The sequence below is a fragment of the Paenibacillus liaoningensis genome (genome assembly GCF_059609455.1).
Window position 1 is genome coordinate 29,517 of record NZ_JCAALU010000012.1, and the last position, 25,921, is coordinate 55,437.

At 47.6% G+C, this 25,921-nt stretch carries 22 protein-coding genes and 1 pseudogene; 16 read left to right on the forward strand and 7 right to left on the reverse strand.

Annotated elements, in window-relative coordinates; translation table 11 throughout:
• Positions 1 to 200: 200 nt before the first annotated feature.
• Positions 201 to 1,022, forward strand: a complete 822-nt coding sequence (locus AC6B99_RS18950; protein WP_494858137.1) for a uroporphyrinogen-III synthase — start codon at positions 201 to 203, stop codon at positions 1,020 to 1,022.
• Positions 1,023 to 1,123: 101 nt separating this feature from the next.
• Positions 1,124 to 2,083 (forward strand): hypothetical protein, encoded by a 960-nt coding sequence (locus tag AC6B99_RS18955; protein WP_494878265.1) that lies wholly within the window; start codon positions 1,124 to 1,126, stop codon positions 2,081 to 2,083.
• A 50-nt stretch (positions 2,084 to 2,133) separates the two neighbouring features.
• On the opposite strand, the gene nagZ is transcribed toward AC6B99_RS18955, so the two are convergent.
• Positions 2,134 to 3,441: a beta-N-acetylhexosaminidase gene (nagZ, locus tag AC6B99_RS18960; protein ID WP_056029823.1), complete on the reverse strand. Its 1,308-nt coding sequence runs from the start codon at positions 3,439 to 3,441 to the stop codon at positions 2,134 to 2,136.
• Positions 3,442 to 3,640: 199 nt separating this feature from the next.
• Here nagZ and AC6B99_RS18965 point away from each other — a divergent pair, with 199 nt between their 5' ends.
• Both AC6B99_RS18965 and AC6B99_RS18970 read left to right on the forward strand, forming a co-directional pair.
• Positions 3,641 to 4,288, forward strand: coding sequence for an FCD domain-containing protein (locus AC6B99_RS18965; protein ID WP_494858141.1), 648 nt, complete (start codon positions 3,641 to 3,643; stop codon positions 4,286 to 4,288).
• Between the two features lie 63 nt (positions 4,289 to 4,351).
• Positions 4,352 to 5,521, forward strand: a complete 1,170-nt coding sequence (locus AC6B99_RS18970; protein ID WP_494878261.1) for a helix-turn-helix domain-containing protein — start codon at positions 4,352 to 4,354, stop codon at positions 5,519 to 5,521.
• A 76-nt stretch (positions 5,522 to 5,597) separates the two neighbouring features.
• Here AC6B99_RS18970 and AC6B99_RS18975 read toward each other — a convergent pair whose 3' ends face one another.
• Positions 5,598 to 6,506 (reverse strand): Rpn family recombination-promoting nuclease/putative transposase, encoded by a 909-nt coding sequence (locus AC6B99_RS18975; protein WP_496663990.1) that lies wholly within the window; start codon positions 6,504 to 6,506, stop codon positions 5,598 to 5,600.
• 606 nt (positions 6,507 to 7,112) lie between these two features.
• Between AC6B99_RS18975 and AC6B99_RS18980 the strand changes: the two genes are divergently transcribed.
• Genes AC6B99_RS18980 through AC6B99_RS18990 form a run of 3 tightly spaced genes read left to right on the forward strand, consistent with a single transcriptional unit; the run spans position 7,113 to position 9,159 of the window.
• A complete protein-coding gene (locus AC6B99_RS18980; RefSeq protein WP_496663991.1) occupies positions 7,113 to 7,907 on the forward strand; it encodes a hypothetical protein in 795 nt (264 codons plus the stop codon).
• Positions 7,908 to 7,919: 12 nt separating this feature from the next.
• Positions 7,920 to 8,537 carry a hypothetical protein gene (locus tag AC6B99_RS18985; protein WP_496663992.1) on the forward strand — a complete coding sequence of 206 codons (618 nt, stop codon included), beginning with the start codon at positions 7,920 to 7,922 and terminating at the stop codon, positions 8,535 to 8,537.
• The gene (locus AC6B99_RS18990) at positions 8,518 to 9,159 is read left to right on the forward strand and encodes a hypothetical protein (protein ID WP_496663993.1); all 642 of its coding nucleotides are present in this window, start codon (positions 8,518 to 8,520) and stop codon (positions 9,157 to 9,159) included. The genes AC6B99_RS18985 and AC6B99_RS18990 overlap by 20 nt, the downstream gene beginning before the upstream one ends.
• A gap of 380 nt (positions 9,160 to 9,539) precedes the next feature.
• Here the strand turns inward: AC6B99_RS18990 and AC6B99_RS18995 are convergent, their stop codons facing one another.
• Positions 9,540 to 10,445, reverse strand: a complete 906-nt coding sequence (locus AC6B99_RS18995; RefSeq protein ID WP_056029817.1) for an RraA family protein — start codon at positions 10,443 to 10,445, stop codon at positions 9,540 to 9,542.
• Between the two features lie 261 nt (positions 10,446 to 10,706).
• On the opposite strand from AC6B99_RS18995, the gene AC6B99_RS19000 reads away from it, so the two are divergent.
• The 4 genes from AC6B99_RS19000 (at position 10,707) to AC6B99_RS19015 (ending at position 14,916) form a co-directional block, all read left to right on the forward strand.
• Positions 10,707 to 11,609, forward strand: a complete 903-nt coding sequence (locus tag AC6B99_RS19000) for a carbohydrate ABC transporter permease (RefSeq protein WP_056029814.1) — start codon at positions 10,707 to 10,709, stop codon at positions 11,607 to 11,609.
• Positions 11,606 to 12,436 (forward strand): carbohydrate ABC transporter permease, encoded by an 831-nt coding sequence (locus AC6B99_RS19005; protein ID WP_496663994.1) that lies wholly within the window; start codon positions 11,606 to 11,608, stop codon positions 12,434 to 12,436. The genes AC6B99_RS19000 and AC6B99_RS19005 overlap by 4 nt, the downstream gene beginning before the upstream one ends.
• A gap of 61 nt (positions 12,437 to 12,497) precedes the next feature.
• The gene (locus tag AC6B99_RS19010) at positions 12,498 to 13,844 is read left to right on the forward strand and encodes an ABC transporter substrate-binding protein (RefSeq protein WP_496663995.1); all 1,347 of its coding nucleotides are present in this window, start codon (positions 12,498 to 12,500) and stop codon (positions 13,842 to 13,844) included.
• 49 nt (positions 13,845 to 13,893) lie between these two features.
• The gene (locus tag AC6B99_RS19015) at positions 13,894 to 14,916 is read left to right on the forward strand and encodes a mannonate dehydratase (protein ID WP_496663996.1); all 1,023 of its coding nucleotides are present in this window, start codon (positions 13,894 to 13,896) and stop codon (positions 14,914 to 14,916) included.
• Positions 14,917 to 15,045: 129 nt separating this feature from the next.
• Here the strand turns inward: AC6B99_RS19015 and AC6B99_RS19020 are convergent, their stop codons facing one another.
• Positions 15,046 to 15,921, reverse strand: coding sequence for an aldose epimerase family protein (locus AC6B99_RS19020; RefSeq protein ID WP_494878257.1), 876 nt, complete (start codon positions 15,919 to 15,921; stop codon positions 15,046 to 15,048).
• A gap of 216 nt (positions 15,922 to 16,137) precedes the next feature.
• Here AC6B99_RS19020 and AC6B99_RS19025 point away from each other — a divergent pair.
• Positions 16,138 to 17,252: pseudogene (locus tag AC6B99_RS19025) on the forward strand (phosphodiester glycosidase family protein).
• 136 nt (positions 17,253 to 17,388) lie between these two features.
• Here AC6B99_RS19025 and AC6B99_RS19030 read toward each other — a convergent pair.
• The 3 genes from AC6B99_RS19030 to AC6B99_RS19040 are packed head-to-tail and all read right to left on the reverse strand — an operon-like array spanning position 17,389 to position 20,459.
• Positions 17,389 to 18,777: a mandelate racemase/muconate lactonizing enzyme family protein gene (locus tag AC6B99_RS19030; protein WP_496663997.1), complete on the reverse strand. Its 1,389-nt coding sequence runs from the start codon at positions 18,775 to 18,777 to the stop codon at positions 17,389 to 17,391.
• Between the two features lie 45 nt (positions 18,778 to 18,822).
• On the reverse strand, positions 18,823 to 19,638 hold the full coding sequence (locus tag AC6B99_RS19035) for an SDR family NAD(P)-dependent oxidoreductase (RefSeq protein WP_496663998.1): 816 nt from the start codon (positions 19,636 to 19,638) through the stop codon (positions 18,823 to 18,825).
• A 2-nt stretch (positions 19,639 to 19,640) separates the two neighbouring features.
• Positions 19,641 to 20,459 (reverse strand): SDR family NAD(P)-dependent oxidoreductase, encoded by an 819-nt coding sequence (locus AC6B99_RS19040; RefSeq protein ID WP_496663999.1) that lies wholly within the window; start codon positions 20,457 to 20,459, stop codon positions 19,641 to 19,643.
• 296 nt (positions 20,460 to 20,755) lie between these two features.
• Here AC6B99_RS19040 and AC6B99_RS19045 point away from each other — a divergent pair, with 296 nt between their 5' ends.
• From AC6B99_RS19045 to AC6B99_RS19060, 4 genes are all read left to right on the forward strand, one after another.
• Positions 20,756 to 21,784: an AI-2E family transporter gene (locus tag AC6B99_RS19045; protein WP_056029790.1), complete on the forward strand. Its 1,029-nt coding sequence runs from the start codon at positions 20,756 to 20,758 to the stop codon at positions 21,782 to 21,784.
• A 163-nt stretch (positions 21,785 to 21,947) separates the two neighbouring features.
• Positions 21,948 to 22,982 (forward strand): ABC transporter substrate-binding protein, encoded by a 1,035-nt coding sequence (locus tag AC6B99_RS19050; protein WP_056029787.1) that lies wholly within the window; start codon positions 21,948 to 21,950, stop codon positions 22,980 to 22,982.
• A gap of 136 nt (positions 22,983 to 23,118) precedes the next feature.
• Positions 23,119 to 24,741: a helix-turn-helix domain-containing protein gene (locus AC6B99_RS19055; protein WP_496664000.1), complete on the forward strand. Its 1,623-nt coding sequence runs from the start codon at positions 23,119 to 23,121 to the stop codon at positions 24,739 to 24,741.
• A gap of 135 nt (positions 24,742 to 24,876) precedes the next feature.
• Positions 24,877 to 25,530 (forward strand): stalk domain-containing protein, encoded by a 654-nt coding sequence (locus AC6B99_RS19060; protein WP_496664001.1) that lies wholly within the window; start codon positions 24,877 to 24,879, stop codon positions 25,528 to 25,530.
• Positions 25,531 to 25,921 lie beyond the last annotated feature (391 nt).

Sequence of the window (25,921 nt, forward strand, 5' to 3'; positions counted from 1 at the left end):
TCGTTAATGTCGAATATTTGTAATGATGTAAAGAAACCGCCGTTCTTGACTTTGAGAACGGTTTTTTTTCATGTCAGCAGCAAGTAAAAAAATGTAAAACAAGTTTTGCCTGCCTTGAAATGGCGACAGTTTTTTATGCTTATGTTAAAATATATGACAAACACAATAGAAGAAAGCATGGTGACGGGGTAAGCATGGGAATGGAAGCATTGAAGGGGAAACGACTGGTCATAGCAGGATCTCGAAAAACAGAGGAAATGAGCGCCATCATTGAAAAGCAGGGCGGGACAGCGCTCGTGCGGTCGCTTCAGGGTTTGACGCTGCTGGATGAGGAGACGCTGGAAGCACCGCTGCGGCGGTTTGCGGCGGAGGGGGCGGACTGGGTCGTCTTAACGACGGGCATTGGCTCGGAGACGCTTGCCAGCAACGCGGAAAAGCTGGATATAAAGGAAGCGTTCTTGGAGCAGCTGACGCAAGCATCGATTGCTTCCAGAGGCTACAAGACGACGGCTTATCTTAAGCGTACCGGCTTGAAAGCGGTTGTTGCAGATGATGATGGCACGGTGCAAAATCTAATCGAAAAGCTGGCGGAGCATGATTTTGCCGGCCAGCGTATCGTCATTCAGCTGCATGGCGAGCCGTCGCCTGAGCTGGAGCATTTTTTTGCTGCTAAAAAAGCGGGTGAGGTTATTTCGCTGCTGCCCTACAAACATGTTCCGCCCGAAGTAAGCGTACTTACTCAGCTCATGGAAGAGCTCGCTGCAGGCGAGGTTGACGCGATCTGCTTTACAACAGCTGTTCAAGTCCAGTATTTATTCCGCTATGCGCGAAAAATAGGTCTTGAGCAGCAGCTCCTGGAACTATTCGCTGGTCAGGTGCTGGCAGCAGCTGTGGGCAAAGTAACTGCCGAGGCGCTGCAATTAAATGGCGTACAACGATATATCGTGCCGGATATTGAACGAATGGGTGCGATGATTATTGAAGTGGCGCATTATTATGAAGCGCAAGGCTTAACCCAATAAACGAATGGCTCATTCGAGTACGTTTGGGCTGCACCCTTTTGAATGGCTGCTTCGTCTTAAGCTTGTAGTCGTTGCATCATTTGTTTAAAAGGGGAGATATAATGGGAAAAAACAGCTTGTTCATATTGTTGCTCATATTGACTATATGTTTAGGTGCATGCTCCTCGGAGGTTAAGCCATCTGGAGAAGCTTCGGCTGCCGCAAGCGGGACAGCGGAGACTCCAACTGTTTCTAATACGCCAGCGGATGACGGAACCAATGCTGGAGCCGCGACGACGGAGCCCATCGCGGAGCCGACAGCAGCGCCGCTGCTGGATACTGCTGTGCTTGGCAAAGGTGCATTTGGCTTTGCCGATGAAGCGGGCAAACAGCTGCTAGTCAGCTCGGCTGAAGGGGGCAGCGAGCAGTGGGCCAGCTTCAACCTCGCGGTTGGTCACAATGGGCAGCTGCTCAAAATTAAATACAAAAATGAGCAAAAGGCGACCGAAGCCGATAACGGTAGGCAAACGGCGCAAAATTTTGCAAACCAGCAAGGCCAGCTGTTTGAGGTCGTGGAGGGCAAGGCGGAGCCGAATGAAACGTATTTTCTAACCGATGATCAGTCGGTAAAACCGGAAATGCTGCTGTCCATAGCTGATACAAGAAGCGGGCAGGCAGCAGATGATGTGAAGGCGGCCATTGCCAAGAGCAAAAATCGCAGCGTAGAGAAGCTATGGCCGCTTGAGGAAATAGGCGCTGAAGGAAATACCTTGTATTTGGTGCAGTTTGAGCGTCAGGGCAAGGACATGCTGGCGAGTCTGGCACTGCAAACCGCAGACGGCTTTATTTTTCAAGACTATCCAGCCGAGTTCGATGAAAGCTCGACGTGGCGGGTAGACGATGGTGGTGAGGTTATGCCGGAAATGTTTTCCTTCCTATTCGCTGCGAAGACAGCTGAAGGTATCGTTCTCGGAGTTAAATGGATGGGGGCGGAAGGGGAAAACGTATCGTTCCTTTCGGAGCAGGATGGCAAGCTATCCGAGCTTGACATCAGCTATGGCCGTTATATGTCGCCGGTGTAAAGCAATACTAGAAATTTAACCGATTAAAGAAGAAAAAGCGCCGAATGCTTCTATTTAGAAGCGTTCAGCGCTTTTTTAATTTGACGGTTGACCGCATCAACGTTAGTACGGCTGATAAGCTCATCTTTTAGCGTAAAGGCGCTTTTGAGGCGGATGATCCGATAGACGCTGTCATCGAGTGTTTGCATGGAGATATCGCCGGTTTTGACCGCTTTTTTTAGCGCCTTCAGCACAGCGATCTGCTGCTTCGCATCATGTCCGACAAGAAGAATATCGTTGCCCGCTTGAACCGCTTTGACCGCCGCATCCGAAATGCCAAAATGCTTCGTAATGCCGCCCATCGTCATGTCATCCGTGATGACAACACCGGTAAACCCGAGCTTATCCCGTAATAAATCGGTAATGATCGCCTTGGATAGGGAAGCGGGATATTGCTTGTCCATTGCTGGAATAAGCAGGTGGCCGATCATGACAGCAGGGGCTTGCTGCTTTATCGCTTCTTTAAAGGGCAGCAGCTCGAATTGCTCCAATTGCTTCAAGCTTTTGTCCACTACCGGCAAGTCCAGATGCGAATCGACTGACGTATCGCCATGACCGGGAAAATGCTTGACAACGGGTACGACATGTCCCGCTTGTATGCCCCTCATCGTCTCGATGCCGCTGGCAATGACGCTTTCCGCTGTGGAGCCAAACGCCCGGTTGCCAATGACCGGATTGTCCGGGTTGCTGTTAATATCGAGCACAGGGGCAAAATCCATATTAAACCCAAGGGCATACAGCTCGGCGCCGATAGCTTCACCTATTCCATAGGCGTACTTAGGTTTATTTTTGCTGCCAATAGACTGGGCGGATGGAATTTTCACGAAATCCTGGGGCATCCGGCTCACGGTTCCCCCTTCCTGGTCGATGCTGAGCCACAGCGGGACGGGATTTTTCTTGTTTTGTTTTTTAAGCTCATTGAGCAGGGCTAGCGTCTGCGAAGCGTCGGTAATGTTTCTTTTGTACAAAATAAAGCCGCCTACATGATACGTATTTATCATTTCGATGGCATCTTCTTGAAGGGTTGTACCTTCCAGGCCAACAAGCACGAGCTGTCCGATTTTCTCATCGACCGACATGCCGGCGATTTCTTGTTTGATTAGGTCAGGCGCTTCCGTCACAGTTGGCGTAGGCGATACAGCTGGAGTTGCTGCTGCCGACTCTGCGGGGGAAGGGCTTGGCGCCTCGGCAGTGGCTGGTTGATTAGAGCCGGAGTTGCTGCCGTTGCTGCTATTGGCAGGATCGCTCGCGCTGCCGCAGGAACTCGCACATATAACGAGAAATGAAGCAAGAAGTATTGAGGTCATTTTTTTAAGCATGTGGGAAAGTTCCTCCTTTTCTTGCAATATCTCCTTTAGGCCAGCTTCTCATACTTTATGCAAAGTTAGAAGCAAAAGCTGTCGCTAGGGCTGTTGCGGCATCATTTCCAAAATTGGGTTGTTAAGCAGGAAATGAGCCGATATAATGGAAGTAGATAAATTAACGATAATCGATAATTTGGAATAGGGACGTGTTCATGTGCCAGAAAATCCAGCAATCGTACCAATTCATTCTATTAGTACACATGTGTATATGAAGCTCAAGAAAGAGATTTTGGCTGGCGAGCTTCAGCCGGGTGCCCGCCTTATTGTACTTGAAATCGCCGGCCAATTCCAGATTAGCCAGGCTCCTGTAAGGGAGGCGCTTGAACGGCTCAAGCAGGAAGGGCTCATTATTGGCGTTCCGAACAAAGGCTCGGTGGTCTCCAACATAACGGCGAAGGAAATCAAGGACTTGTTCGTGCTGCGTGAAATGATTGAAGGCTTCGCGGTTAGGCAGGCGATGCCGCTGCTGACGGAGCAGGATTTTTCCGAGCTGGCGGACATTATTGAGCAAATGGATCAAGCTGTTAAGCAAAACGATATACTGAGCATTTTGGAGCTGGACATGGATTTTCACGGTTTTTTCTATCGTAAATGCGACAACGGGGCCATATTAACGTTATGGAAGGATATGAAGACGAAGCTTATGCGGTTTATGGCAATTTCCAATCGGCATTACACGACACTAGGGCTGGCAGATTACCATACTGTACTTATTGACGTACTGCGCAAAGGGGATGTTGCAGCGGCCGAGCAGGCGTTTATCGAGCATATGCACGCTTACAAAATCATTCATCTGGATTAGGCCGCGACGAAAGTCGAGGGGCAACTTGCTTGTTAACCTTTCAATTTAAAGGGGAAATGGAGCATGCTGAAAGAAGAGAAATGGCTGAAAGACGATTATATGCTGACTTGGATGAGGGATCGTTTGCTGCAGGAGCTAATGTCGGAAAGAGGCGGCGGCCGAACGAATATGAAGGAGCAGCTGGCGAAGCTGAATATAAACCCTTATTTTACGTATCCGGCTGTAGCTTTGCTTGCGCCAGCGGCCTATTTTCATCATGAGCATGATCGGGTCGGTTATATGGAGAAAATAAGAGAATATTTGCAGCCGCGCATTCCGGCGGGAAGTGTTCTTTTTTTAGATGAGGAGCATCGGCTCGTGCTGCTGTTTTCCTGGGTGTCGAAGAAGATGCTCGATAATGTGCAGGCGATGCTGGGTGAGCAATTTTCCGATCCGATTACGATTGGCGTAGGGAAGCCCTGTGGCTATTTGCATGAAGTGAAGCATTCTTATGAACAGGCAGGGCAGGCGCTTCAGCATCAATTTTATCAGGGCATTGGCGAAATTATTTATTATAGTGAGCTTCGTGCTTATGTGCCGCTTCAGGACTATCCGGAGCATAAGGAGAAGGAGCTGTACGATGCTTGCCAGGGGGCGACGTCGGAAGGGCAGCTCGAAGAAGCGGTAAAAGTGTTTTATCGCAGTGTGATGCGCGGCGGGCCGATTGCTATTTCACACATGTATGAGCTGACGCTGCGTTTGCTCGTGGGAATGGAACGAAGAGTGCTAGCTGATACGGATGCCGCTGTAGCTAATAAACCTTATGAGATTTTATCCATTCTAAAAATGAAAACGCTTCATGAGCTGGTTCGCTGCGTCAGCGAATTTGTAACAAGCTTGTGGAAGGCGGTGTCGCCTTATCAGGGCGAGAGCCATCGCAGCATCATTAAGAAAACGATGTATTATATGGAGCAGGAATGCCAGCATGTTTCGCTGCAAAGCGTGGCGGAGAAGGTGTATATGACGCCGACCTATTTGAGTTTGCTGTTCAAGACGAATACCGGTAAAACGTTCATCGAGCATTTGACCGATATCCGCATCGACAAGGCGAAAGCCATGCTCAAGACGACGCATTTTAAAAACTACGAGGTGGCGGAAAAGGTAGGCTATCAGGATTCACGCTATTTTAGCCAAATTTTCAAAAAACGGGTTGGCTTGTCTCCAAGCGAGTACCGGGAGTCAGCGGGGCATTAGATTGGGAAGCATAAAGGAAGAGGGAGCCCGCGTAGTGGCGGACTCCCTCTGTGTTATAGACGGTCTGGCAGGCCAGTTATAATGCTTTAACCTCTGCTTCAGACAAGCCGCTTGCTTTGGCAATAAGCGCAATTTCGATGCCTAATGCCAGCATGTTTTTGGCAATTTCAATCGCTTTTTGGCGTTCGCCTTTTTCAATCCCTTTCTCAATCCCTTTCTCAATTCCTTTCTCAATTCCTTTCTCAATCCCTTGTGCGATCCCTTGTTTTATGCCCTTTTCCGTAGCCCATTCAATCATGGAAGCCTCATCGTGCAAAAACTTCTGCCGCTCCTCATACAAACGGCGAGCTTCCCCATCCTGGCTTAGAAACTCTAACGTATCCATCGCTTTGCCTAGCGTCGGTTCATTCATCTTTAGCACCTCCCAATTTGATTTATCGGCACCTTTCAGAAATAAAAGCCAATTGATTAAGCCGCCATTATGAGGCAGCATTTGGTCGCTTAGCTTGGATAGCTCCATAAAGTGGACTTCAATATCATCGGATAATGTAAGTCCGGTATGGTCTTCCCGCAAATGAAACACATTATGATAACGGTCATTAGCCAGGAAGGAATAATTCAATATATTAATGGTCACACATTTTTTGAGTTCTTTATACGTATTTCCTTCCTGCAATTGACTGGAGTACCGTTTGCTCCAATAAAACAGAGTACGTTTCTCTATATCGTATTTGTTGAATAACTGCATTTCAATATTAATCAGCTTACCCTCAGATGTTTTGGCCCAAATGTCAAAAATGGACTGTTTGTCCAACGGAGCATCCTTATCCGTATAGGGGTTTAAAAGTACAATTTCAGTTAGCGGAGGTTCATTTGACTCGGCAAAAGTGCGATTTAAAAAGGCGAGCAATACATCTTTATTTTCTTCACTGCCAAAAATGCGCTTAAAGACGAAATCATTACGAGGATCAAGCAATTCGTTCATCCCAAATCAGCTCCATTCAACATGATTATACCATGCAAAATAAGAAACCGGAATTTGTTAAACGAAAGTATAGTTCTCTTTTATATCTCAGAAGACTCGAGTAATGGTTGCAATCAAATGGATAAATTGATCAATTCGTGGAGTGAGGGATTACAGGGAGAGGACATGTGGGTACAAATACAGTTGAAAGTATTATATGGTTTAGTCGAACTAATAGTTGTCCAGTGAAAATAGAAAATTGATAAAAATGTAGATAATTGTCAGTATTTGTTTATGACAAAATATTATATTGCATACAAGAGTGAGCGATTTGGCGAAGCGATGTCAAAGGAAGAGGCTATTAAAAAGTACTTCGAATTGAAGGGGGGATTCCAAGATTTATGCATTCTAGTCTATGATGACAAAGATAAACTGATTAAAAGAATTCCTAAAAAATGATAGTTGTAGAATGCAAAGAAGGTAGGGAAACCTTTCCTAGCCTTCTTTTCAAGAAAGACTGCACTGAAAACTGAGTAGAAGGATTTAGAAAAATAAGCAAATAGGCATAGACTTTTTCGACTCCATATGGTTTATTTGAGATATATTTCATATAAAGGGGTCATGTGAATGTCGAGCATAGTCATATATGGCCTTAGCACTTCTCATCAGCCAGATTTGTTTTTCTCCAATTCCAATGGTTGTTTAGATTTGCAAAGGGTTAAATTAGCAATGGAGAAGATATTAATGCCCATCACAGAGGGGAAAATATCTGGGGAGGGATTTACAGATATTCAAATTGTAGAAAAGGATAAAGGGTTAAGTTTTATTGAATGTTTTACAACTACAGAGAATAGTCTAGGGTATTATTATTCTGCTGAATTTACAGGCGATTCAATCATCACCAACAAGGTTCAACATAAATATTTTAGTAAATCAAGTTTAATGATTACGGAAAATAGCTACGTGATTATGAAGTTTGACTGGGCGTCAGAAGAAGCTTCTAAAGCGAGAGTTAAGTCGCTATTAGAAAAGCTGGATTTTAACATTTCTTCATTTAAAGTTACTGATTCACTGATAAGAAAGATTCAGAGTAATTTTGAGTGGAGAGCTGTTAAAATAGATAAAATTGAAAAAGATGGAGATAAAACTCGGAAAGTATCTTACGAAATAGATCCAACCGATACATCCGAATCACGAGTTGATCAAGAATATCGAGATCATGGGAAAATGCATCATATCTCATTTGAACACCCATTTAATTTAGAAAGTAGACATCAAAATACAAGATCAATGATTAGTGTAAAACTTTATAAAGAAGGTGGAAATCGAATATTTATTAATGCTGAGGAATTTGGGAATGATGAGGATATAAACTTGTTTCAATTGGAACTTCTACAAACCCTACACCACTATAGTGATTAAGAGGTGATCAAGATGAAATTTATAACTTTTAAAGTGGATAATAAAAGTGAAATAGATAAGGCAAAACAGAATGTGCAGATTATGTCCAATGATGAGACAAGTCTATTTCATTTCAATAGTATTAATGCTGAGATAATCCATATAGTGTTTAATCTTAAAGATGAATACGTATGGGGGACTAAAATGGTAGGTAATCAAATTAACATGCCAATGTCACAATATATAAATACTTTTTTTCAAAAGAAAACAAAACTTTTGTTTGTGGAATATATAAATGAGAAGTATTGTGATGAAATAGAAAAATATTTAAAGGGAATTGATATTATTGCAACTCGTATGACATTCTCATCACAATTCATATATAATATTCTTGAAAATTATGATGGATATATTAAACAATTAGATATGTTTGATCCAGACGGCGAAGATTGCTCTTATGAAGCAATAAATAGCACCTTACTTAAATCAAAATTACAAGCTAAATACACAATTGCTTATTTACTGATGTTAAGCAGTGACAACCAATATATATCGATTTACAATAGAGGATTAATTTCAATAAACACCAGTGATATTAATTCGCTAATTAAAATTATAGAGGAATTTCCCCATGTTGAAAATAGTAATTAATATATTGTCGGTGGCGACTCTTACTATACTTGGGGCAATTCTAGGTGGTGAGTACAAGAATCCTGTGAACCTTTTGTTCATTGGTGGATTGTTACTTTATGCTTGTGCTGTTCAATATTTAAATAATAAAAATGATACATTGAAATCGCAATTTGAACAGATTAAAGAAAGCTTGGGTAATGCTGAAAAGCATGTAATAGAAGCAAATTTGAAGACATCACAATTGTTATTCCAGTCTAATTCCTACGGGGAAAATAGAATGTATTTAGCTTTACATCCAGCGGGTGGGGGTGTATTAACTAAGGATACTGAAAAGGAATTGCAAATAATAATAAATGCTCCATATAGAATGACTCCGCCACCTGATATTAAAATAACAACTAAACACACTTGGGGGGCAATTCTAATATGTGGTTCGTCAATTTACCCTAGATTATTTGCTGATGAATACGAATACACAATTCCGATAAATACTTTTACAGATTTACAAAACAGTTCTGACAAATTTTTTATGGCCACAATGAAAGTGAAGTTTCAAAGACAGGGCATACATGAATACACGATAGAGGCGAAATCAAAAGATTTTCATTCGAAAATAAGCAACTCTTTTGAAGTTGCTTAATAAGATAGTACTATTCAAAGATTACACGAAAGGTGGTGAATCTTTGAAGTGTTATAATAAAACCATCTACCTACAGCTTAACAAATAAATAATAACAGCATCAGTAAATCGGCAGATGATAGGGATACGCACAAGGCATTCGTACCCAAGATCATTAATTCGTTGGATATATCCAACTGGTTGCTAAAGAAGTTTCGGAATCTTGTTCAACGGAGATTGGTAAAAGTACAATACAGTTCTACCTAATATCAATTATGTTCATAAACTAAACAAGCTGACAACCGCAAAACTCTGTCATCAGCTTGCAGCTTAAAAGTAATAAACTCAAAATAAATCTTTAAAAGATTACCAATCGTAAATGAACGATGTATCTACATCGCCTATAGACGCACATCGCTCCGCGGCCCATCATGCTCTCTCTTCTTCGCATCCTCAAGCTCATCGTCCCAGCTCAAATGCCGATATTCCGCTGCGGCTTCATCGTTGTTAAACCAGTCGATGAAGTCCTGCCAAAGGGCTGTATTCCACGCAGCGTCTATTTGCGCCGTTGAATACACCTGCTGCTTAAGGCGAATGAAGCCGAATACGTCGCGCACCTGCGACTTCTCCGCCTGTACAACGGTCAGCTCAGCCAAATGCGGCGGAATAAAAATAACCCCCGCAGGCGTGCCCAGCACGACGTCCCCTGGCATGCATATCGCCTTGCCGATACGTGTTGGCACGTTCATTCCGACCATCGTCACATCGGCAATCGCTGTCGGATCGCTGCCCCGATAATAGACGTTAATGCCGCCGATTTCCTTCACCTGCTGATTATCGCGAATACCGCCCCAGATTACAGCGCCGCCGCGCTTCGTGCGGGTGGCAATCGCCGTAGATAAATTGCCGCCAACGTAAGTGCCGCTATGAATTTTATCGAACATGTCCACGACGACGACATCATCCTCCACGAGCGAATCAATGACCCATTGGTTGAAAAAGCCGTGGCGATCCTCCTGTTCATGCCCGTAATCAAGCAGCGTTTCATGCAGGTCGGGGCGCTTGGGCACCATGACCGCAGTAACCGCACGTCCGACCATCACCTGCTCGGGATGCATGATTTTGAACTCTCCTTCGAATTGAAACGTATAGCCGCGATTCCACAGCGGGCCCCACGCTTCCTCCAGCGTTATTTTTCGCATACGGCGCAATATATCTTCATCTACTTTAGGGCGGCCATTCTCAAAGCGCTCACCCTCCCAAAGCGGGGTCAATTGCCTTATATCTTCCTGATTATCGAACTTCATCTTGCAGCACCTCTTTTCGCTACTGTAATTGGTTCAAGGGTAGAGCTGTTCAAGCTATAGTTTTATTGTTGCAGGTAGCGGCAAATTTGTCGATGCGACGTTTTTAAGGTTTTAAGCAGCGGACTATAAAAAAATCCAACCATATCATAAAATTGTCTCCTTCATTTATGAAAGCGTTTTCGTATAAAGTAAGGCTAGACAAAAAGCAACTGACTCAGGCAAGCAACCGACTCGAATAATCAAAGGGAGGGGAGAAATGGGGTGAAGCGTAAAGATAACCGGATTACCCATTTGGCTGGTTACGTATTTATTTCACCATGGCTGCTAGGATTTTTACTGCTGACGTTGTGGCCGATTGCCCAGTCATTTTATTTATCCTTTACAGAGTATTCGCTGCTCGAAGCGCCGCAGTGGACCGGGATGGACAACTACGTCAACATTTTTACGAATGATTCCACATTCACTACGTCGCTCAAGGTTACGTTCATGTTCGTGCTGTTCTCCGTGCCGCTGAAGCTGTTTTTCTCGCTAATGGTGGCGATGGCGCTGAATAAAAGCTTGCGCGGCATGAATATTTACCGCACTGCGATTTATTTTCCGTCGCTCATCGGCGGCAGCATTGCAGTAGCGGCGCTGTGGCGCAATATGTTCAGCCTGGACGGGTATGTGAATCAGGTGCTTGGCTGGTTCGGCATTCAAGGCGTCGCCTGGATATCCAATCCCGATACGTCGCTGGCTACGCTGATCCTGCTTAATACGTGGCAGTTCGGCTCCACCATGGTTATTTTTCTCGCGGGGCTTAAGCAAATTCCGCAGGAGCTGTACGAATCCGCGTCGGTGGACGGAGCGGGCAAGACGCGAAAATTTTTCAGCATTACACTCCCCATGCTCTCTCCCGTTATGTTTTTCAACCTGGTGCTTGGCATTATCGGTTCCTTTCAAACGTTTACGTCCGCCTACATTATTACGAAGGGCGGGCCCATTAACTCAACCTACATGTACGCCATGTTCCTCTATGAAAAAGCGTTTAAGCATTACCAGATGGGCTATGCCTCTGCCCTGGCCTGGATTCTGCTCGTAATCGTAGCGCTGCTGACCATTATTAACTTTGCCGCTTCCCGCTATTGGGTATTTTACGAGTCGGATGGAGGGAAAGCGAAATGAGCAGGCTGCGGGCAAAAAGCTTCGATCATGTATTTCTGGCGTTGTTCTCCTTCATCATGATTTATCCCGTCATTTGGTGGGTGGGCGCTTCGCTCAAAAAAACGTCCGAGCTGAGACTGCCGACCATTTGGCCCTCCAACCCTATGTGGGAAAATTACAGCAAGGGCTGGCATTTCTCCGGCGAATATACGTTCGCCCACTTTTTCGGCAATACGCTGCTGATGGAGCTGGGCAATGTAGCAGGCGGCGTCTTGACAGCGGCCATTGTAGCTTATGGCTTCGGCCGCTTGTATTTCGGGCTTAGAGGCTTCTGGTTTTCGATTTTGCTGCTGACGATGATGCTGCCTGGCCAGGTGACGGTCGTTCCGCAGTACATTTTGTTCAACAAGCTGGGGATGGTCGACAGCTATGTTCCGCTTGTGCTGCCGCATTTTTTCGGTGGCGGCGCCTTCTTTATTTTTTTGCTGGTGCAGTTTATTCGCGGCATCCCGCGTGATCTCGATGAGGCAGCCAAAATCGATGGTGCTTCTGTCTACGGCATTTTTCTGCGGATTATTTTTCCGCTCATTAAGCCAGCGCTTGTGACAGTGGGAATATTCACCTTTATTTGGAGCTGGGATGATTTTTTTGCGCAGGTGCTGTATTTAAGCTCGGTTGAGAAGTTTACGGTCGGCCTTGCGCTGCGCATGTTCATTGACCAGTTCGATATTCAGTGGGGGCAGCTGCTTGCGATGTCGTTGCTGTCGATTTTGCCTTCCGTTGTCATCTTTTTTCTGGCCCAAAAGCACTTTGTAGAAGGTATTGCTACAACAGGACTCAAAGGGTAACGGCTTTTTATGAAAAGCGCTTCTAGAAAAAGGTATTTCATTTGAAGGGGATGAGCGGATAATGGGAAAAAGGTGGCTGAAAAGCAAAGGCTGGGCAATGCTGACGCTCGCTGTAGTGCTGACAATGACCGCATGCAGCAGCAATAGCGGGAGCGTGGGCAATCAGGGTACGGAGCCAAGCTCGGCAACGGAGACGGCGGCGGCTGGGGGAGCAAGCGAGGCAGCGACGACGCTCAGCATTATGTGGTGGGGATCAGACGTCCGTCATGAAGCGACGAAAAAAGCGCTGGACATTTATTCTCAGCAGTTTTCAAATGTGAAATTCAAGCCGGAATTTATGGCCTGGGATGCTTATTGGCAGAAGCTTCCGACACTGGCAGCCTCCAAGTCGATTACCGACGTACTGCAAATGGATGCGGCTTACATTCAGGAATACGTATCCAGAGGCCAACTGGAGGATTTATCCGACATTGACTTGACCGGCATTGTGGACCCGAATGTGCTGAAAAATTTGCAAATAAACGGCAAGCTGTATGGCATTCCGCTCAGCCAGAACGCGCAGGGCTTCGCTTACAACAAGACAGAGCTGGAGCAGCTCGGCATCCCGCTACCGCATAAAGATTGGACGTATGATGAATTTTTTCAATGGGCGAGAGATGCCCGTGCCAAGCTGCCTGAGGGCAAATATCCGATTGGTGATACATCGACATGGGATGGCTTCAACTATTACCAGACGGCGATGGGCAAACCGCCTATTATGTCGGACGGAGGCAAGACGTTCACGCTCGATAAGGAGCTGTTCATGAAGTTTTATGGCATTTATGATGATTTCCGCAAAAATAAAATCGTTCCACCAGCCGAGCTAGCCGCATCTTTCTTGGAAAATGACCCGCAAGCTGACCCTATGGCTTCCGGTGTGGTGATGACCCGAGGTGCGACGACCGGCTCCGTAAGCGCACTGGAGCAGCTGATGCCAGGCAAGCTGGGCGTTGTCAATTTGCAGACGGGACCGGCTGGCGGCGGCTGGGCGCAGTCGACGATTTTCCTCAGCGTAAGCGCCAATTCGAAAAACAAAGAGGAAGCGAAGAAGTTTGTGAAATGGTTTATAACGGATCAAGAGGCGGGCAAGGCACTTGGCTTGACGCGCGGCTTGCCCATTAATCCGGAAATATTCAAGCAGCTTGAGCCGACGCTTGAAGCCAAGGATTTGCTAGGCAAGGAGATTTACGATATGTCGGTGGATAAGGCACTGCCGTTTTATTCGCCGGCTGCCGGATTTTCAGAATGGGTGGATACGTACAAAAAAGAAATGGATGCCGTCTCCTTCGGCCAGCAATCGATTGAAGACGCATTCAATAAAATCGACAAGCTGGGCAAGGAACTAGCCGCCAAAGCGGGGAAATCTTAATTCAAGCAATCGTTGCATCGCTTGTAATACGAAATAGGAGGAATTAGTAATGCAGCTGGCAGAATTTTTCTCGTCGCGGCCTGACCGTCTATGGCAGCTCGCGAAGCAAATGGATATCAATTATGCGGTGAGCGGTCTGGCATGGGACGAAAAAAGCGAAAAACCTTGGGAGCTTATGCCTCTTATTCGCATGAAGCAGCGTTTTGCGGACAGCGGCATTGAACTGGCCGTTATTGAATCAATGCCGCCAAGCAATGAGATTAAGCTTGGAACCGCAGGGCGCGATGCGGAAATTGAAACCTTTCAGCAGTTTATTGTCAATATGGGAAGGGCCGGTATTCCTGTGCTTTGCTACAATTTTATGGCTCAGTTCAATTGGTTCCGCACCTCCACGACGACACGTACACGGGGAGGTGCGCTCGTCTCCAGCTACGATCACAGCTTAATGCGGGATGCCCCGCTTACCGAAGCAGGCATCGTATCCGAGCAGCAGCTGTGGGAAAATCTGCATTATTTTATGGAGCAGATTGTGCCTGTGGCGGAGGAAGCGAAGGTGAAGCTGGCGCTGCATCCCGATGATCCGCCGATTACGCCGATTCGCGGCGTATCGCGTATACTGCGCAGTGCAGATGCTTTGCAGCGCGCCATTGATCTTGTGCCAAGCGCTTATAATGGCATTACGTTATGCCAAGGCACGCTGGCGACGGCGGGGGAGCATATCCCCAGCGTCATTCGCCATTTTGCCGGGCAGGATAAAATGTTTTTTGTTCATTTTAGAGATGTGCGCGGCACAGCGGAGAAATTTGAGGAAACGTTCCACGATGATGGCATTACCGACATGCTGGAGGCCATGTACACCTACTATGATGTCGGCTTCACGGGGCCAGCAAGGCCCGATCATGTGCCGACAATGGAAGGCGAAACGAATGATAATCCCGGCTATGAGCTGCTGGGACGTTTGTTCGGGGTAGGCTACATTAAAGGGTTGATGGAGGCAGCGTCCAGACGGCAAGAGGAAAGCGCGCAAACTAGCGCAAATGCAGCAGCAGCACTAAAAATAGCGGTAGAATAAGCTATAGTCAAAATAAAGGTACTGCCCTCGGCTGGCATGTTCACATGCTGGTCAAGAGCAGTACCTTTTTTAAAACGCGCTGCGCCGCCAAAAGGACGGCGACAGCCGTTTCACCTTGTTGCAGCTAAATTAAGCCTTCAGTTCAATCGTGAAGCTGGCTTCCAAAGCTTGGCCCGGCTGCACCATGACAAGTCCTTTTTTGTGGTTTAATGCTTCATTCGGGGCAGTCCATGGCTCGACGCATATAAAAGGCTTGCCTTCTACCGACCAAATGACGGTTGTTCCGAATACTTCGCTGTAGCTCAACTTAATTTGCTGATCTCCGAAGGGAAAGGAAATTTCCGGTGTAGTAGCATCCAGCAAAGCGACCGATTCAACGAGACCGTTCAAATCCAGCGGGCCTGCAAACGGCTTGACCTGATTGTCGTTGTAATCCAGCGCTTGCTGCGCGTCAGAGCGATAAGTCAGATTTTTTTCGGCAATTGCAAAATAAGGATGGAAGCCGGCATGTACAGGCATGCTGGTCTCGGACAAATTGCTGTATGCTTGCTCAATGCTCAGCTTGCCATCCTTCAAGCGGTAAGTGAAAGTCAGCTTGAAGTTGAAGGGATAGGCCGCCTGCGTCTGTGCGCTGCTTTCCAAAGAAAGCGTAAGCGAGGCTCCATTGTCGGTAGACTGCCCTTCAACGTCCCATGATGCTTGGCGGGCTACGCCATGATTACGCATATTATATCTTACGCCATCCCATTCATAGGCACCATTTTGCAATTGGCCGCAAATCGGAAACAAGACGGGAATGCCGCCGCGAATATTGGCATCTGGATCAATAAAGGTATCGCGATCAAGGTACAGCAGCTCTTGGCCTTGCAGCTGGCAGCCGATTACGATGCCGCCGCGCTCAGGGCAGATAAGGACGCGGGAATGAGTCGCATCTTCTTTAAGCTCATAGATCTGATACGTATCTGTAAAGCTGGTTACTTCATAGCCTGCTTGGTTTGCAGTCATTTCTCTACCTCCAATAGGTGCACTCCTGTTTTTGTAATGCCTTTAATACTTCCCGTCCATTATAACAATTTCAGCGGCAATAAAGGAATGATTTGTGAAAAGCAGCCCGCTTGCAACAACTTGCCTCCTACACCCGTCTGTTCATTGATCAAATTTATGGATTAGGGAGTGGGCACCATTTCAAATTTACCGCATGCACCACATTCTGCCCCGTCGATGGGAAGCCGTACTTCTGCAAGGAAGAACAGTTCTCCTGTGAACAAACGCAAACGCAAGAAGCCTGGCTTTTGGCGGGTAGTGGCAGCGTTATTCGCTGCCATCCTGATATCATCCCTGCTTTTTCTGAGCTGGTTTTTCTTTACCGCTTCAGGAACGAGCTTTCGCTATAAGCTGGCGGATGCGTTAATTACAACCCAGCACCGCTTTCTGGCAAAATATTTAATCGGCGAGCAGGGACTTGCCGATCGTGTAGCCGATTATGCCAAGCAGTTTCAGGAGATGGGCGAGGAGCTGGACACCCATCAAATTACGCTGCCGACTGGTGCAGGCGACCATGCTGCAGAGTCACTGACCAGCGTAGAGGAAGTCGATGGCAAAGGTTATCACGGTTTTCTCATGACGGTGAAGGACCCGACGAAAATCCGGCTCGTCGTACCGGAGAAAGCGGGCCGAGGCGAGAAGGTAGGAAGCATGGTCAAGCGGACAGGTGCCATTGCTGGCGTCAATGCCGGAGGGTTTGCCGATCCAGAGTGGCAGGGCAATGGCTTTCAGCCGATTGGGCTTGTCATTACGCAGGGGGAAATTTATTATAACGGCCTTGGCAAGGATGCAAGCGCGCAAATTGTCGGGCTGGACAAGCAAGGTAAAATGCTGGCAGGCCGCTATTCGATCAAGGAGCTTATGAAGCTGGGCATATCTGAGGCGGTCAGCTTCGAGCCGCGAATGATTGTGAACGCAAAGGCTTGATCAAAAATCACGCCGATGGCTGGGGCGTCGCGCCACGGACGGTGATGGGGCAGAAGGAGGACGGCTCGATTTTGTTCCTCGTCATTGACGGGAGGCAGATCGGCTACAGCATTGGCGCCGATCTGTATGACTGCCAGCAAATTATGCTGGAGCATGGCGCGGTCATTGCAGCCAATCTGGATGGCGGTTCCTCTTCCGTGCTGATTAAGGAGGGTGGCGACCTCATTAATAAGCCCTCCTCTAAAAGTGAAGGCGGGCGTTATCTGCCGACCGCGTTTCTCGTATTTGACGACCCGCCTGCGGTGAACGTACCGAACGTATGGGCAGGACTTAACCCCGGGGACATTGATCCTTCCAAGTGGTAAAAGTCTGAAATAAATAGCAAAAAAGCAAAAACAAACAAGCTGCTTCACTAATCCCCTTAGGGCATGTGAAGCAGCTTGCTTCTTATGAACACTTATTTATTTTAGAATAATGTTGCTTTCGTATCCTTCCTGTTGACTAACTCCACAAACGGTCGTTCGACAGCAGCTTGTTCCACGAGTCAGTGGACTCCCAGATGCCAGGAACATCGGGATGCAGATGCTCGGCAAGCACCTCGTCATTCAAATCATCAATGCCTAGTCCAGGCGCATCGCTGACAGTTATGAAGCCATTCTGCACCAGCTTGTTTGGCAGCTTGCTGCTAATCATAATATCATCCCACCAAGGCACCTCGCAGGAATGGTATTCGAGAGCGAGGAAATTTTCCGTTGCTGCTGCGACGTGAGCCGCCGCGAGGCAGGCAATCGGGCTCTCTGCCATATGGATAGCCATTGCTGCGCCGTAGTCCTGCGCCATATCGCCGATTTTTTTCGTCTCTAAAATTCCTCCACTCGTGAGCACATCCGGATGAATGACGGATACGCCGCCTGCTTCCAGCAAAGGCTTGAAGTTTTCCTTCAAATAGATGTCCTCGCCCGTACAGATCGGTGTTGCCACTGCTCGTGCAAGCTTAGCATATTGCTCGGTATACTGCCACGGCAGCATATCCTCCATCCAAGCGAGGTTAAACTTCTCGACGCGGCGGCCAAGCTTGATACAGCTTTCCAGCCCGATATGTCCAAAGTGGTCAATGGCGAGCGGTACCTGATAGCCGATGACGGAACGGACATCTGCCACATATTGCTCAAGCAGATCAAGCCCTTTTTCAGTCACCTGAATGGCGGTAAACGGGTGAGCAATATTATAAATATCATAATGGCGGTTCGTTATTTCGCGAAGCTGATCATCTGTCATGCCATCAAAATTTTGATTGTAGCGGTTGCGCGATTTTTCCCGCATTTCCTCAAGAAAGCCGAGCGGGGCGCTTAGAGTGCCCGGTTCATGGATGATCTGGCCAATGCCGAGATCCATTTTTAGAAAAGTAAAGCCTTCGTCCATGCGTTTCTTGAGCGCCTCGCCCATAGCCTTGCCGGTGTCTTTGCCTACGACTTCCGTATCGCAGTACATGCGGATGCGGTCACGAAAGCGTCCGCCCAGCATTTGATAGACAGGAACGCCATACGCTTTTCCCGCCAAATCCCATAACGCAATTTCAATGCCGCTTACACCGCCGCCTTGACGGGCATGGCCGCCGAACTGCTTGATGCGGCGGAACAGCTTATCAACATGGCAGGGATTTTCGCCCAGCAGCCGTGCCTTCAGCATTTGTGCATACACTTTATCGGCTCCGTCACGCACTTCGCCAAATCCGACCAGCCCCTGATTCGTATATACTTTAATGAGGCTGCTATGGAAAGGGCCTCCTACAATGTCAGTGAACCGGATATCAGTAATGCGCAGCTCTGTCGGACTCGAGCTTGTTCGCACATGGGCTAGCGTTTCCTCGTACGTTTCTTTATTCATCATAACCGTCACTCCTCTATTATCGTTATAATTTGGCTTACTCGGCTGCTACAACAGCATGCTGCCCCCGTCCAAACGGATGGCGGAGCCGGTCATAAATTCGCTTTCTTCGGATGCGATAAAGCAGACGAGCCGGGCGACATCAAGCGGCTTGCCGACACGTCCGAGCGGAAACTTTTTGCGGATATCCCGCTTTGGGCGTACGGGCTTTACTGCGTCAGGGTTTGAGTCAGCCGGGCCAATGTGCCGAGAATCCCTTGCAGACTGTACGCCAACGTCAATTTGCCCAGGCTCTATGGTATTGACGGTGATGCCATACTTAGCCAGCTCGATTGCAGCTTCCCGTCCGAGCATGCGAATGCCGCCCTTGGTCATGGAATAAACAGCGTCAAAATCAGTTGGCCGCTTGCTGTGAACCGAGGAGATGAGAATGATACGGCCCCCGGCAGGATTGTTTTTCATAAAAGGAATAACGGCTTGCATACACTGCCAATAACCCTTCAAATTAATGTTCATCATGCGGTCAAAGGACGTTTCGTCATGGTCAAATAGCCCATAATTAAGCTGCAACGCAGCATTGTTGACTAATATATCGATTGTTCCGTCACCCTCCGCTGCAGGAAAGGCATGTGCGGCTTGCTTCATTAATCGTTCAATTTCCGCTTTGCTGGCAACATCGGCTTGCACTAGCACGGCCTCGCCGCCGGCTGCCTGAATTTGCGCTAGCGTTTCTTTCGCTCCGGCATCGCTGCGATTATAATGAATGACGACCTTTGCGCCACATTGTGCGAGCTGAATGGCGACACCTTGGCCGATGCCTGTTCCTGCGCCTGTTACGAGAGCTACCTTGCCTGTCAGGTCCATGCTCATCCTCCTTGATCGCTCAGCTCTGGGGGACGCTTCATATTGAAATCCATATAATGCTGCAAAAATCCGCCATCTAGCCGAATGTCTGCGCCATTGATATATCGCGCCTCACCAGAGGATAAGAATAGGGCAAGCTGCGCCAAATCATCATAGCTGCCGAGTACTGCATTTGGCACTTTGTAAGCGTAATCCTCATACAGCGAGGATAGCTCGCTCGCGAACCGCTTATCATCGCCTTCTATTGGGCCCTGCTCAATCGTATTGACAGTTATACCGCTGCGTCCGAGTACGAGAGCTGCTTCTTTCGCCAGCATGCTGACTGCGCCTTTGGACGCGCTGTAGGCGAAGGAGGAGCCGGTCGGCTTCTGCGCATGAATCGAGGAGACGTAGATGATCGACCCTGACCCGGCATCAGCCATATGCTGGCCGACTATCTTCGTGCATATAAAAGCGGATTTAGCGTTCGTATGCAGCAGATCTCGAAACAAAGCCTCCTCGCCATATTCAATAGAGATAGGTTTCATGAGATCATTATTATGAATGAGCACATCTACATTTGCTCGGCCAAGTTTGGTCGCTGCTTGCTCCAGCATCGCTTGCAGCCCACTGCTGCTGCAAAGATCTGCAGCGCTCACGAAGACCTGGAGTCCTAAGGCGCTAGCTCGCTTGAGCTCCTCGTTAATCTGGGCGCCGCCCGACATGCTATTTAAAATAAAATGCGCGCCCTGCTCGGCAAAAAGGCGGAAAAGCGCTCTTCCAGAGCCGCTGTCCGCATCGGTAATAAAGACGACTTTATCTTTTAGCATCATCGTAGTCATAGATCCCCTCCAACGAACGGATTGCTTATAATCAGCTAATGTTCAATCCTCCTTTATCTTAAAGGTTTGACCCAGCTAGTTGCGATGCCGTAAATTTATGATTTTGTTTGATTTTTATATGAAGGATAAAAGCGCGGTGACTGCTTGTGTCTCGCTTAGGTATCAGGTACTATTAGTGATGAACATATTGCTTTAATCGGCAGCCTTCTACAAAAAAAGTGAAACATGTACAGGCTTGCGCCGTATAAGGTGAAAGGGTTCAAAGAGACGAGACTAGATAAAAATGAGGGAAGTCTATGGAAGCGTTGCGCACATTTTTTGCCCATCCGGTTGTAAGGAGAATATTGTTTATTATGTTGGTTGTACTGTTGTTCTACAGCCTTCACAATATGCTCAATTTACTGCTGCTCCTCTTTCTTGTAACGTTCGTTATGGGACGGCTTGAAGGATTTATTACGAAAAAGCTCAGCAAGCTGTTTCCGATATCGCCAATTTTGGTGACGGTTGTGTTATACGTATTGCTTGTGACCGGATTAGTATTCGGGATATCTAATTATTTGCCTAAAATGATCAATCAAGTTGTGGATATGATTAATAATATTACGAGGTTTTTAGACACCTCTCAAGACAACCAGATTGTCGGAGTACTGGTCGATGCTTTAGAGAAGGTGGACTACCAGAAGTATTTGGGCAGTGCCGTTGATTATATTATGAAGCTGGGAAAATGGCTGGAAATTATTTTGTTCGTAATTTTGCTCAGCTTTTTCTACCTTTTGCAAAAAAACAAGGTCGATCAGTTTACCGAGAAATTCCGCTATAGCAAAATTTCCTGGGCATACCGGGAGTTTCATTATTTCGGCAGCAAATTTGCTTCCTCCTTCGGCAAGGTGATAGAGGTACAACTGCTGATAGCCCTGTTTAATACAGCGCTGACGATGATTGGGCTCTGGATACTCGGTTTCCCCTATTTGATCGCGCTGACGATTATGGTATTCCTGCTCAGTCTGATTCCGGTGGCAGGCGTTATCATTTCGTTCATCCCGATTGGTATTATCGGCTACCAGATTGGCGGGCTGCCGATGGTGCTGTGGGCGATCGGCATTATTTTGTTCATACACGCGGTGGAGACGTATTTCCTGAATCCAAGGCTGTATGCGCACAAAACAAAGCTTCCGATGTTCTACACATTTATCATCCTCATCTTCTCCCAGCATTATATGGGCATATGGGGACTCATCATCGGTATTCCCATCTTCATGTTCCTCATGGATGTGCTGGATGTAGAGAAGCCGGAAAAGGCAGAGCTTGACAAAAAACCACTGTAACCCAGTGGTTTTTTTATTGTTGGCAGCCGTTTAATTCAGGTTGGGCCTCCGCAAAATTCGTCTATGCAAAACTGTGAAAAAGTCCATTGAAGGAAGCAAAAGGGCAGAGTAGAATAAAGAAGCTATCATTGAGAATTATTATCATATAAAAGGGAGAGGTCTTATGTTTGTTTCGTTGTTTTCTGCTTCAAAACGATTGATTTTTGTGAGCGCGGCAGCTTTGCTCATGCTGCTGCTTGCAGCCTGCGGCTCGAATGCAGGCCATTCAGCGGAGGGTGCGGGCTCGACGCCTGCCGCAGCAGCAACTGAGTCTGCATCTGCACAGCCAGCAGCGACGGAAGAGCAGGCTGCAGCCCGCATTTATAAGGATGTAATGGGCAGAGAGGTAGAGCTGCCAAGCAATCCGCAGCGAATTGTTGCGCATTATTATGCTTCCGAGATGATGGCGCTTGGTTTTCCAATGGTAGGTACGAACTTCCTGAATGCCAAAGCGGTTCTTGGTGAGGAGAAGCTGCAAGGTATCGCAGACGTTAGCGGTGAGGGCGTATCGACGAATTTGGAGAAGGTGCTGGCGCTGGAGCCTGATCTTATTATCGTGCCAAATTTCCTGGATGCGGCGGAGTTCGAGGAATTGTCCAAAATCGCCCCAACGGTGGTCATTGATTACAGCGGCGACATTTTTAGCCGTCTGCGCTCCTTGAGCGAAATTGTCGGCAAGCCGGAGCAAGCTGAAGATTGGATTAAAAAATATGAGGCGAAAAGCGAAGAGAAGCGTGAGCTGCTGAAGCCAGTTGTTGCAGCGGGTGGAACAGCTTCCGCGTTCGTCGTGCATGTAGACGGCAAGCTGTACATTTATGGGCCGCAGCGTTTGGGGCCAACGATGTATGATGCACTCGGATTTAAAGCGCCGGACAAAGTAGGCGAGCTGTTCAAGGACGGCAAGGACTTGTGGAAGGAAATATCGCTAGAGGCGCTGCCGGATTTTGCTGGCGACCATATATTCCTGATTTTGCAGGATGACAACGAGGATGCCAAGAAGGGCACGGAAGAAATAATTAACGGCGCTGTGTGGAAAAACATCCCTGCGGTGAAAAATGGCCATGCCTACATCGTGGGCAAACGCTGGTCGTTCAACGATCCGCTTACACTTGATTGGCTGCTGGATGAAATGACGAATGAGCTGCTAGCGAAGCAATAAGCGGCTAAGAGCAAGCCATATACGAGTATAATCGTAATAATATGAAGCCTTAGCTATGAGCCGTTTACGCCTCTCCCGGAATCTTTTATAATGGGAGCATATATTGATAACGGTTATCACTAGCGGGAGGTAAAGGATGGCATATCAGCATGATGGACAAGCGGCTGCGCTTCCTCCAGCACTTTTGTTCTCGGGGCTGGAGTATCGGCTCTATGACTGCCGGAAAGATGAAGAGCAGGGTAAAGGGCGGGCCTTCGTCTGGCTGACCGCCTATACGCTGCTGGCCGTCACGCAGGGGCAGGGCACCATTACGATTAACGGGGTGAGCCATCCCGCTGCATACGGCAAATGCTTTTTGCTGGCGCCCAACACAGCGATCGGCGTCGAAAGCGAAGCTTTTCAGCCGATTCGATTATACGAGCTCTCTTTCGAGATCGGTGCACAGGATGAGGAGCTGCTTGCGGATGGCGGCGAAATGGTTTTTGAACCATTTGCATTATTGGAGGATATGCTGCTGTCGCTTCGCGGCAAGCCGCCCCTTGGAAAGCTGGAGGCGCTTCAGCGCCATATTCAGTTTCAGCAGCTCATGCTGGAGGTGCTGAAGCGCCAGCACAAAGAGGAGGACGAGCCGGATGCCAGAGGGGCAGTGGAGCGGACGATTTCTTTTATGCAGCATTCGTACAAAGAGGAAATTTCGATTGGGCGTCTGGCACAGGAAGTGAACATGAGCCGCTGGCAATATGGGGAAAAGTTCAAAGCATTAACGGGCAGCACGCCAACTGCTTATTTGACTGCACTGCGGATCGAGCGGGCAAAGCAGCTGCTGCTCAGCCAAACGGCCCGCGTTCGCGAAATTGCCGGGCGGGTCGGCTTCGGGGATGAATATTATTTCAGCCGGCGCTTCAAGCAGACGACCGGACTTACACCGACGCAATATATGCAGGAATTCGGTCGCGCTCCGCGTATATTTTCGATTCAATACATTGGCGAGCTGCTGGCGCTTGGCATTCGCCCGATAGCGGTGAACAGCGCGATGTTTCCTGTTTTTGAGGAGGAGGCGCTGCGCGGCGTTCATGGCATTGAGGAGCCGATTGATGCGGAGCAAATTATGCAGCTCAATCCCGATTTAATTTTGTACCCCAGCTTTATAAAGGCAGCGCTCATCGATCAATTGGTAAAAATTGCTCCTATGGCGCATGTGAGCTGGAACGATGATGTGTATGGACGGCTGCGTGCGGTGGGCGAGCTGCTGGGCAGACAAAAGGAGGCGGAGGAGTGGATCGCGGGCTATATGGAAAAGGCGGTGCTGGCGCGCGAGCGGCTAGGCTGTTGTATCCGTCCGGGCGAGACGGCTTCGGCGTTCGTTTATGTGGATCAGACGCTGTATATGTATGGGACGCATCATTTTGGGCATACGCTCTATGAGGGGATCGGCTTTAAGCTGCCTGAGCGTTTGAAAGCATTGACGGAGCGGAACAAGCAGCTGAAATGGATGCCGATACGGCTTGAGGAGCTGCCGGTTTACGCGGGTGACCGGGTGTTTTTTTCGCTTGCCCCTACCGGGGTGGATGAACAGCAAGGACGGGCGATTTTGAATCATCCGATATGGAACAGTTTGCCCGCCGTCCGCAGCGGCAGCGCCTATATCGTCGACCCAATATGGGGGAATTACAATCCGATTACGCTAGATAAGCATTTGGAGGAAGTCGTAAGGCTGCTTGAAGAAACGCGCATGTACAGCCCTGCTGCTGGTTCCTGAGTCGTAGGCTTCAAGATAGCTGCTGAAGCGCGGCAAGGAAATTAGAACTATTTTTGCAGAAAATGGTTTTAGGAGCATCCAGAGGAGGTAAGGATTGGGGGGAATATTATTTTCAATAGACAGGGGTAGATAGATGTGAAAAGCAAAAAAATGGTCATTTCCGCAGCGGTGTTCGGCATGGTGCTTACCGGCTCGGCAGGCGTATATGCAGGAAGCAACTTGGAGCAAATTAAAGCTTATTTGAATAATGGCTTAAAAATCGAGCTTAATGGCAGCGCGTACTCGCTAGTTGATGGCAATGGCGCCAAGCAGGCTCCAATTACTTATAATGGCTCGACCTACTTGCCGGTGCGCTCGATTGCAGATGCTTTGAATGTGCCCGTTACTTACGATGCAGGAAGCAATAAGGTAACCATCGGCAGCAGCTCCTCCACCGGAGGCGGTGGAACCAATAGCAATGTGTACACAGGCCAGCGCCCGAAATATTTGCCGGCAGATTTCCCGATTCCGAAAGATGCGAAAATAAAAGAGACGGTGGAAAATAACCGGGACAACAAGAAATCGGTGTACTTCGTCTATGAGACGAAAAATGGATTGGACTCGCTTGGCGTAGTCTACAAAGCCTATTTCCAAACGAAAGAGCTGACGGATACTTCAGAGGATGTAAGCAGCAATTCATTAACGATGGTAGGCAAAAAGGATGACGATCTAGCTGTAACGATTACCGGTGCTCCTGACCGGGACAAAGATGGCTATTACGAAATTACAGTGGTGTGGTCAGGCAAGTGATATAGTCGTTGAAGCAAGCTGTTATACTCGGTTTGAGGGCAAGCGGACACAGGGATTTCCTGTCGTTCGCTTGTTTTCGTTTTAACTGTTGTATAAATTTTTACATAAGATAAATAACAATTTAGCAAAATCTATTACTATTCGTATTGAATAGGTCGATAGTATTAGTAGTATCTGTTGAATAATGTATTGAACTAGTTTGAGGGGAAACTTTCGACAGATCATATAGAGAGATATAGAGTAGAAAAGCGAGGGAGTGGTTAATGTTTAGAATTTTCTGATAAACAAACCGGTATAAGGCTAAAGTGCGAATCGGGACATAACAAGTTTTGACAATAGAACTTTAGTCACAGTCATGGGTGGGAAGCAAATAGAATGCAGTCTACTGCAA

What these genes read in the sequence shown, in the direction of transcription:
- AC6B99_RS19045 (WP_056029790.1), top strand. Translation starts at nt 20,756, where the DNA reads ATGGAAGCGTTGCGCACATTTTTTGCCCATCCGGTTGTAAGGAGAATA.
- AC6B99_RS18970 (WP_494878261.1), top strand. Translation starts at nt 4,352, where the DNA reads ATGCTGAAAGAAGAGAAATGGCTGAAAGACGATTATATGCTGACTTGG.
- AC6B99_RS19015 (WP_496663996.1), top strand. Translation starts at nt 13,894, where the DNA reads ATGCAGCTGGCAGAATTTTTCTCGTCGCGGCCTGACCGTCTATGGCAG.
- AC6B99_RS18975 (WP_496663990.1), bottom strand. Translation starts at nt 6,506, where the DNA reads ATGAACGAATTGCTTGATCCTCGTAATGATTTCGTCTTTAAGCGCATT.
- AC6B99_RS19020 (WP_494878257.1), bottom strand. Translation starts at nt 15,921, where the DNA reads ATGACTGCAAACCAAGCAGGCTATGAAGTAACCAGCTTTACAGATACG.
- AC6B99_RS18955 (WP_494878265.1), top strand. Translation starts at nt 1,124, where the DNA reads ATGGGAAAAAACAGCTTGTTCATATTGTTGCTCATATTGACTATATGT.
- AC6B99_RS19005 (WP_496663994.1), top strand. Translation starts at nt 11,606, where the DNA reads ATGAGCAGGCTGCGGGCAAAAAGCTTCGATCATGTATTTCTGGCGTTG.
- AC6B99_RS18995 (WP_056029817.1), bottom strand. Translation starts at nt 10,445, where the DNA reads ATGAAGTTCGATAATCAGGAAGATATAAGGCAATTGACCCCGCTTTGG.
- AC6B99_RS19010 (WP_496663995.1), top strand. Translation starts at nt 12,498, where the DNA reads ATGGGAAAAAGGTGGCTGAAAAGCAAAGGCTGGGCAATGCTGACGCTC.
- AC6B99_RS19030 (WP_496663997.1), bottom strand. Translation starts at nt 18,777, where the DNA reads ATGATGAATAAAGAAACGTACGAGGAAACGCTAGCCCATGTGCGAACA.
- AC6B99_RS19035 (WP_496663998.1), bottom strand. Translation starts at nt 19,638, where the DNA reads ATGGACCTGACAGGCAAGGTAGCTCTCGTAACAGGCGCAGGAACAGGC.
- AC6B99_RS19040 (WP_496663999.1), bottom strand. Translation starts at nt 20,459, where the DNA reads ATGACTACGATGATGCTAAAAGATAAAGTCGTCTTTATTACCGATGCG.
- AC6B99_RS18980 (WP_496663991.1), top strand. Translation starts at nt 7,113, where the DNA reads ATGTCGAGCATAGTCATATATGGCCTTAGCACTTCTCATCAGCCAGAT.
- AC6B99_RS18990 (WP_496663993.1), top strand. Translation starts at nt 8,518, where the DNA reads ATGTTGAAAATAGTAATTAATATATTGTCGGTGGCGACTCTTACTATA.
- AC6B99_RS19055 (WP_496664000.1), top strand. Translation starts at nt 23,119, where the DNA reads ATGGCATATCAGCATGATGGACAAGCGGCTGCGCTTCCTCCAGCACTT.
- nagZ (WP_056029823.1), bottom strand. Translation starts at nt 3,441, where the DNA reads ATGCTTAAAAAAATGACCTCAATACTTCTTGCTTCATTTCTCGTTATA.
- AC6B99_RS18985 (WP_496663992.1), top strand. Translation starts at nt 7,920, where the DNA reads ATGAAATTTATAACTTTTAAAGTGGATAATAAAAGTGAAATAGATAAG.
- AC6B99_RS18950 (WP_494858137.1), top strand. Translation starts at nt 201, where the DNA reads ATGGAAGCATTGAAGGGGAAACGACTGGTCATAGCAGGATCTCGAAAA.
- AC6B99_RS19050 (WP_056029787.1), top strand. Translation starts at nt 21,948, where the DNA reads ATGTTTGTTTCGTTGTTTTCTGCTTCAAAACGATTGATTTTTGTGAGC.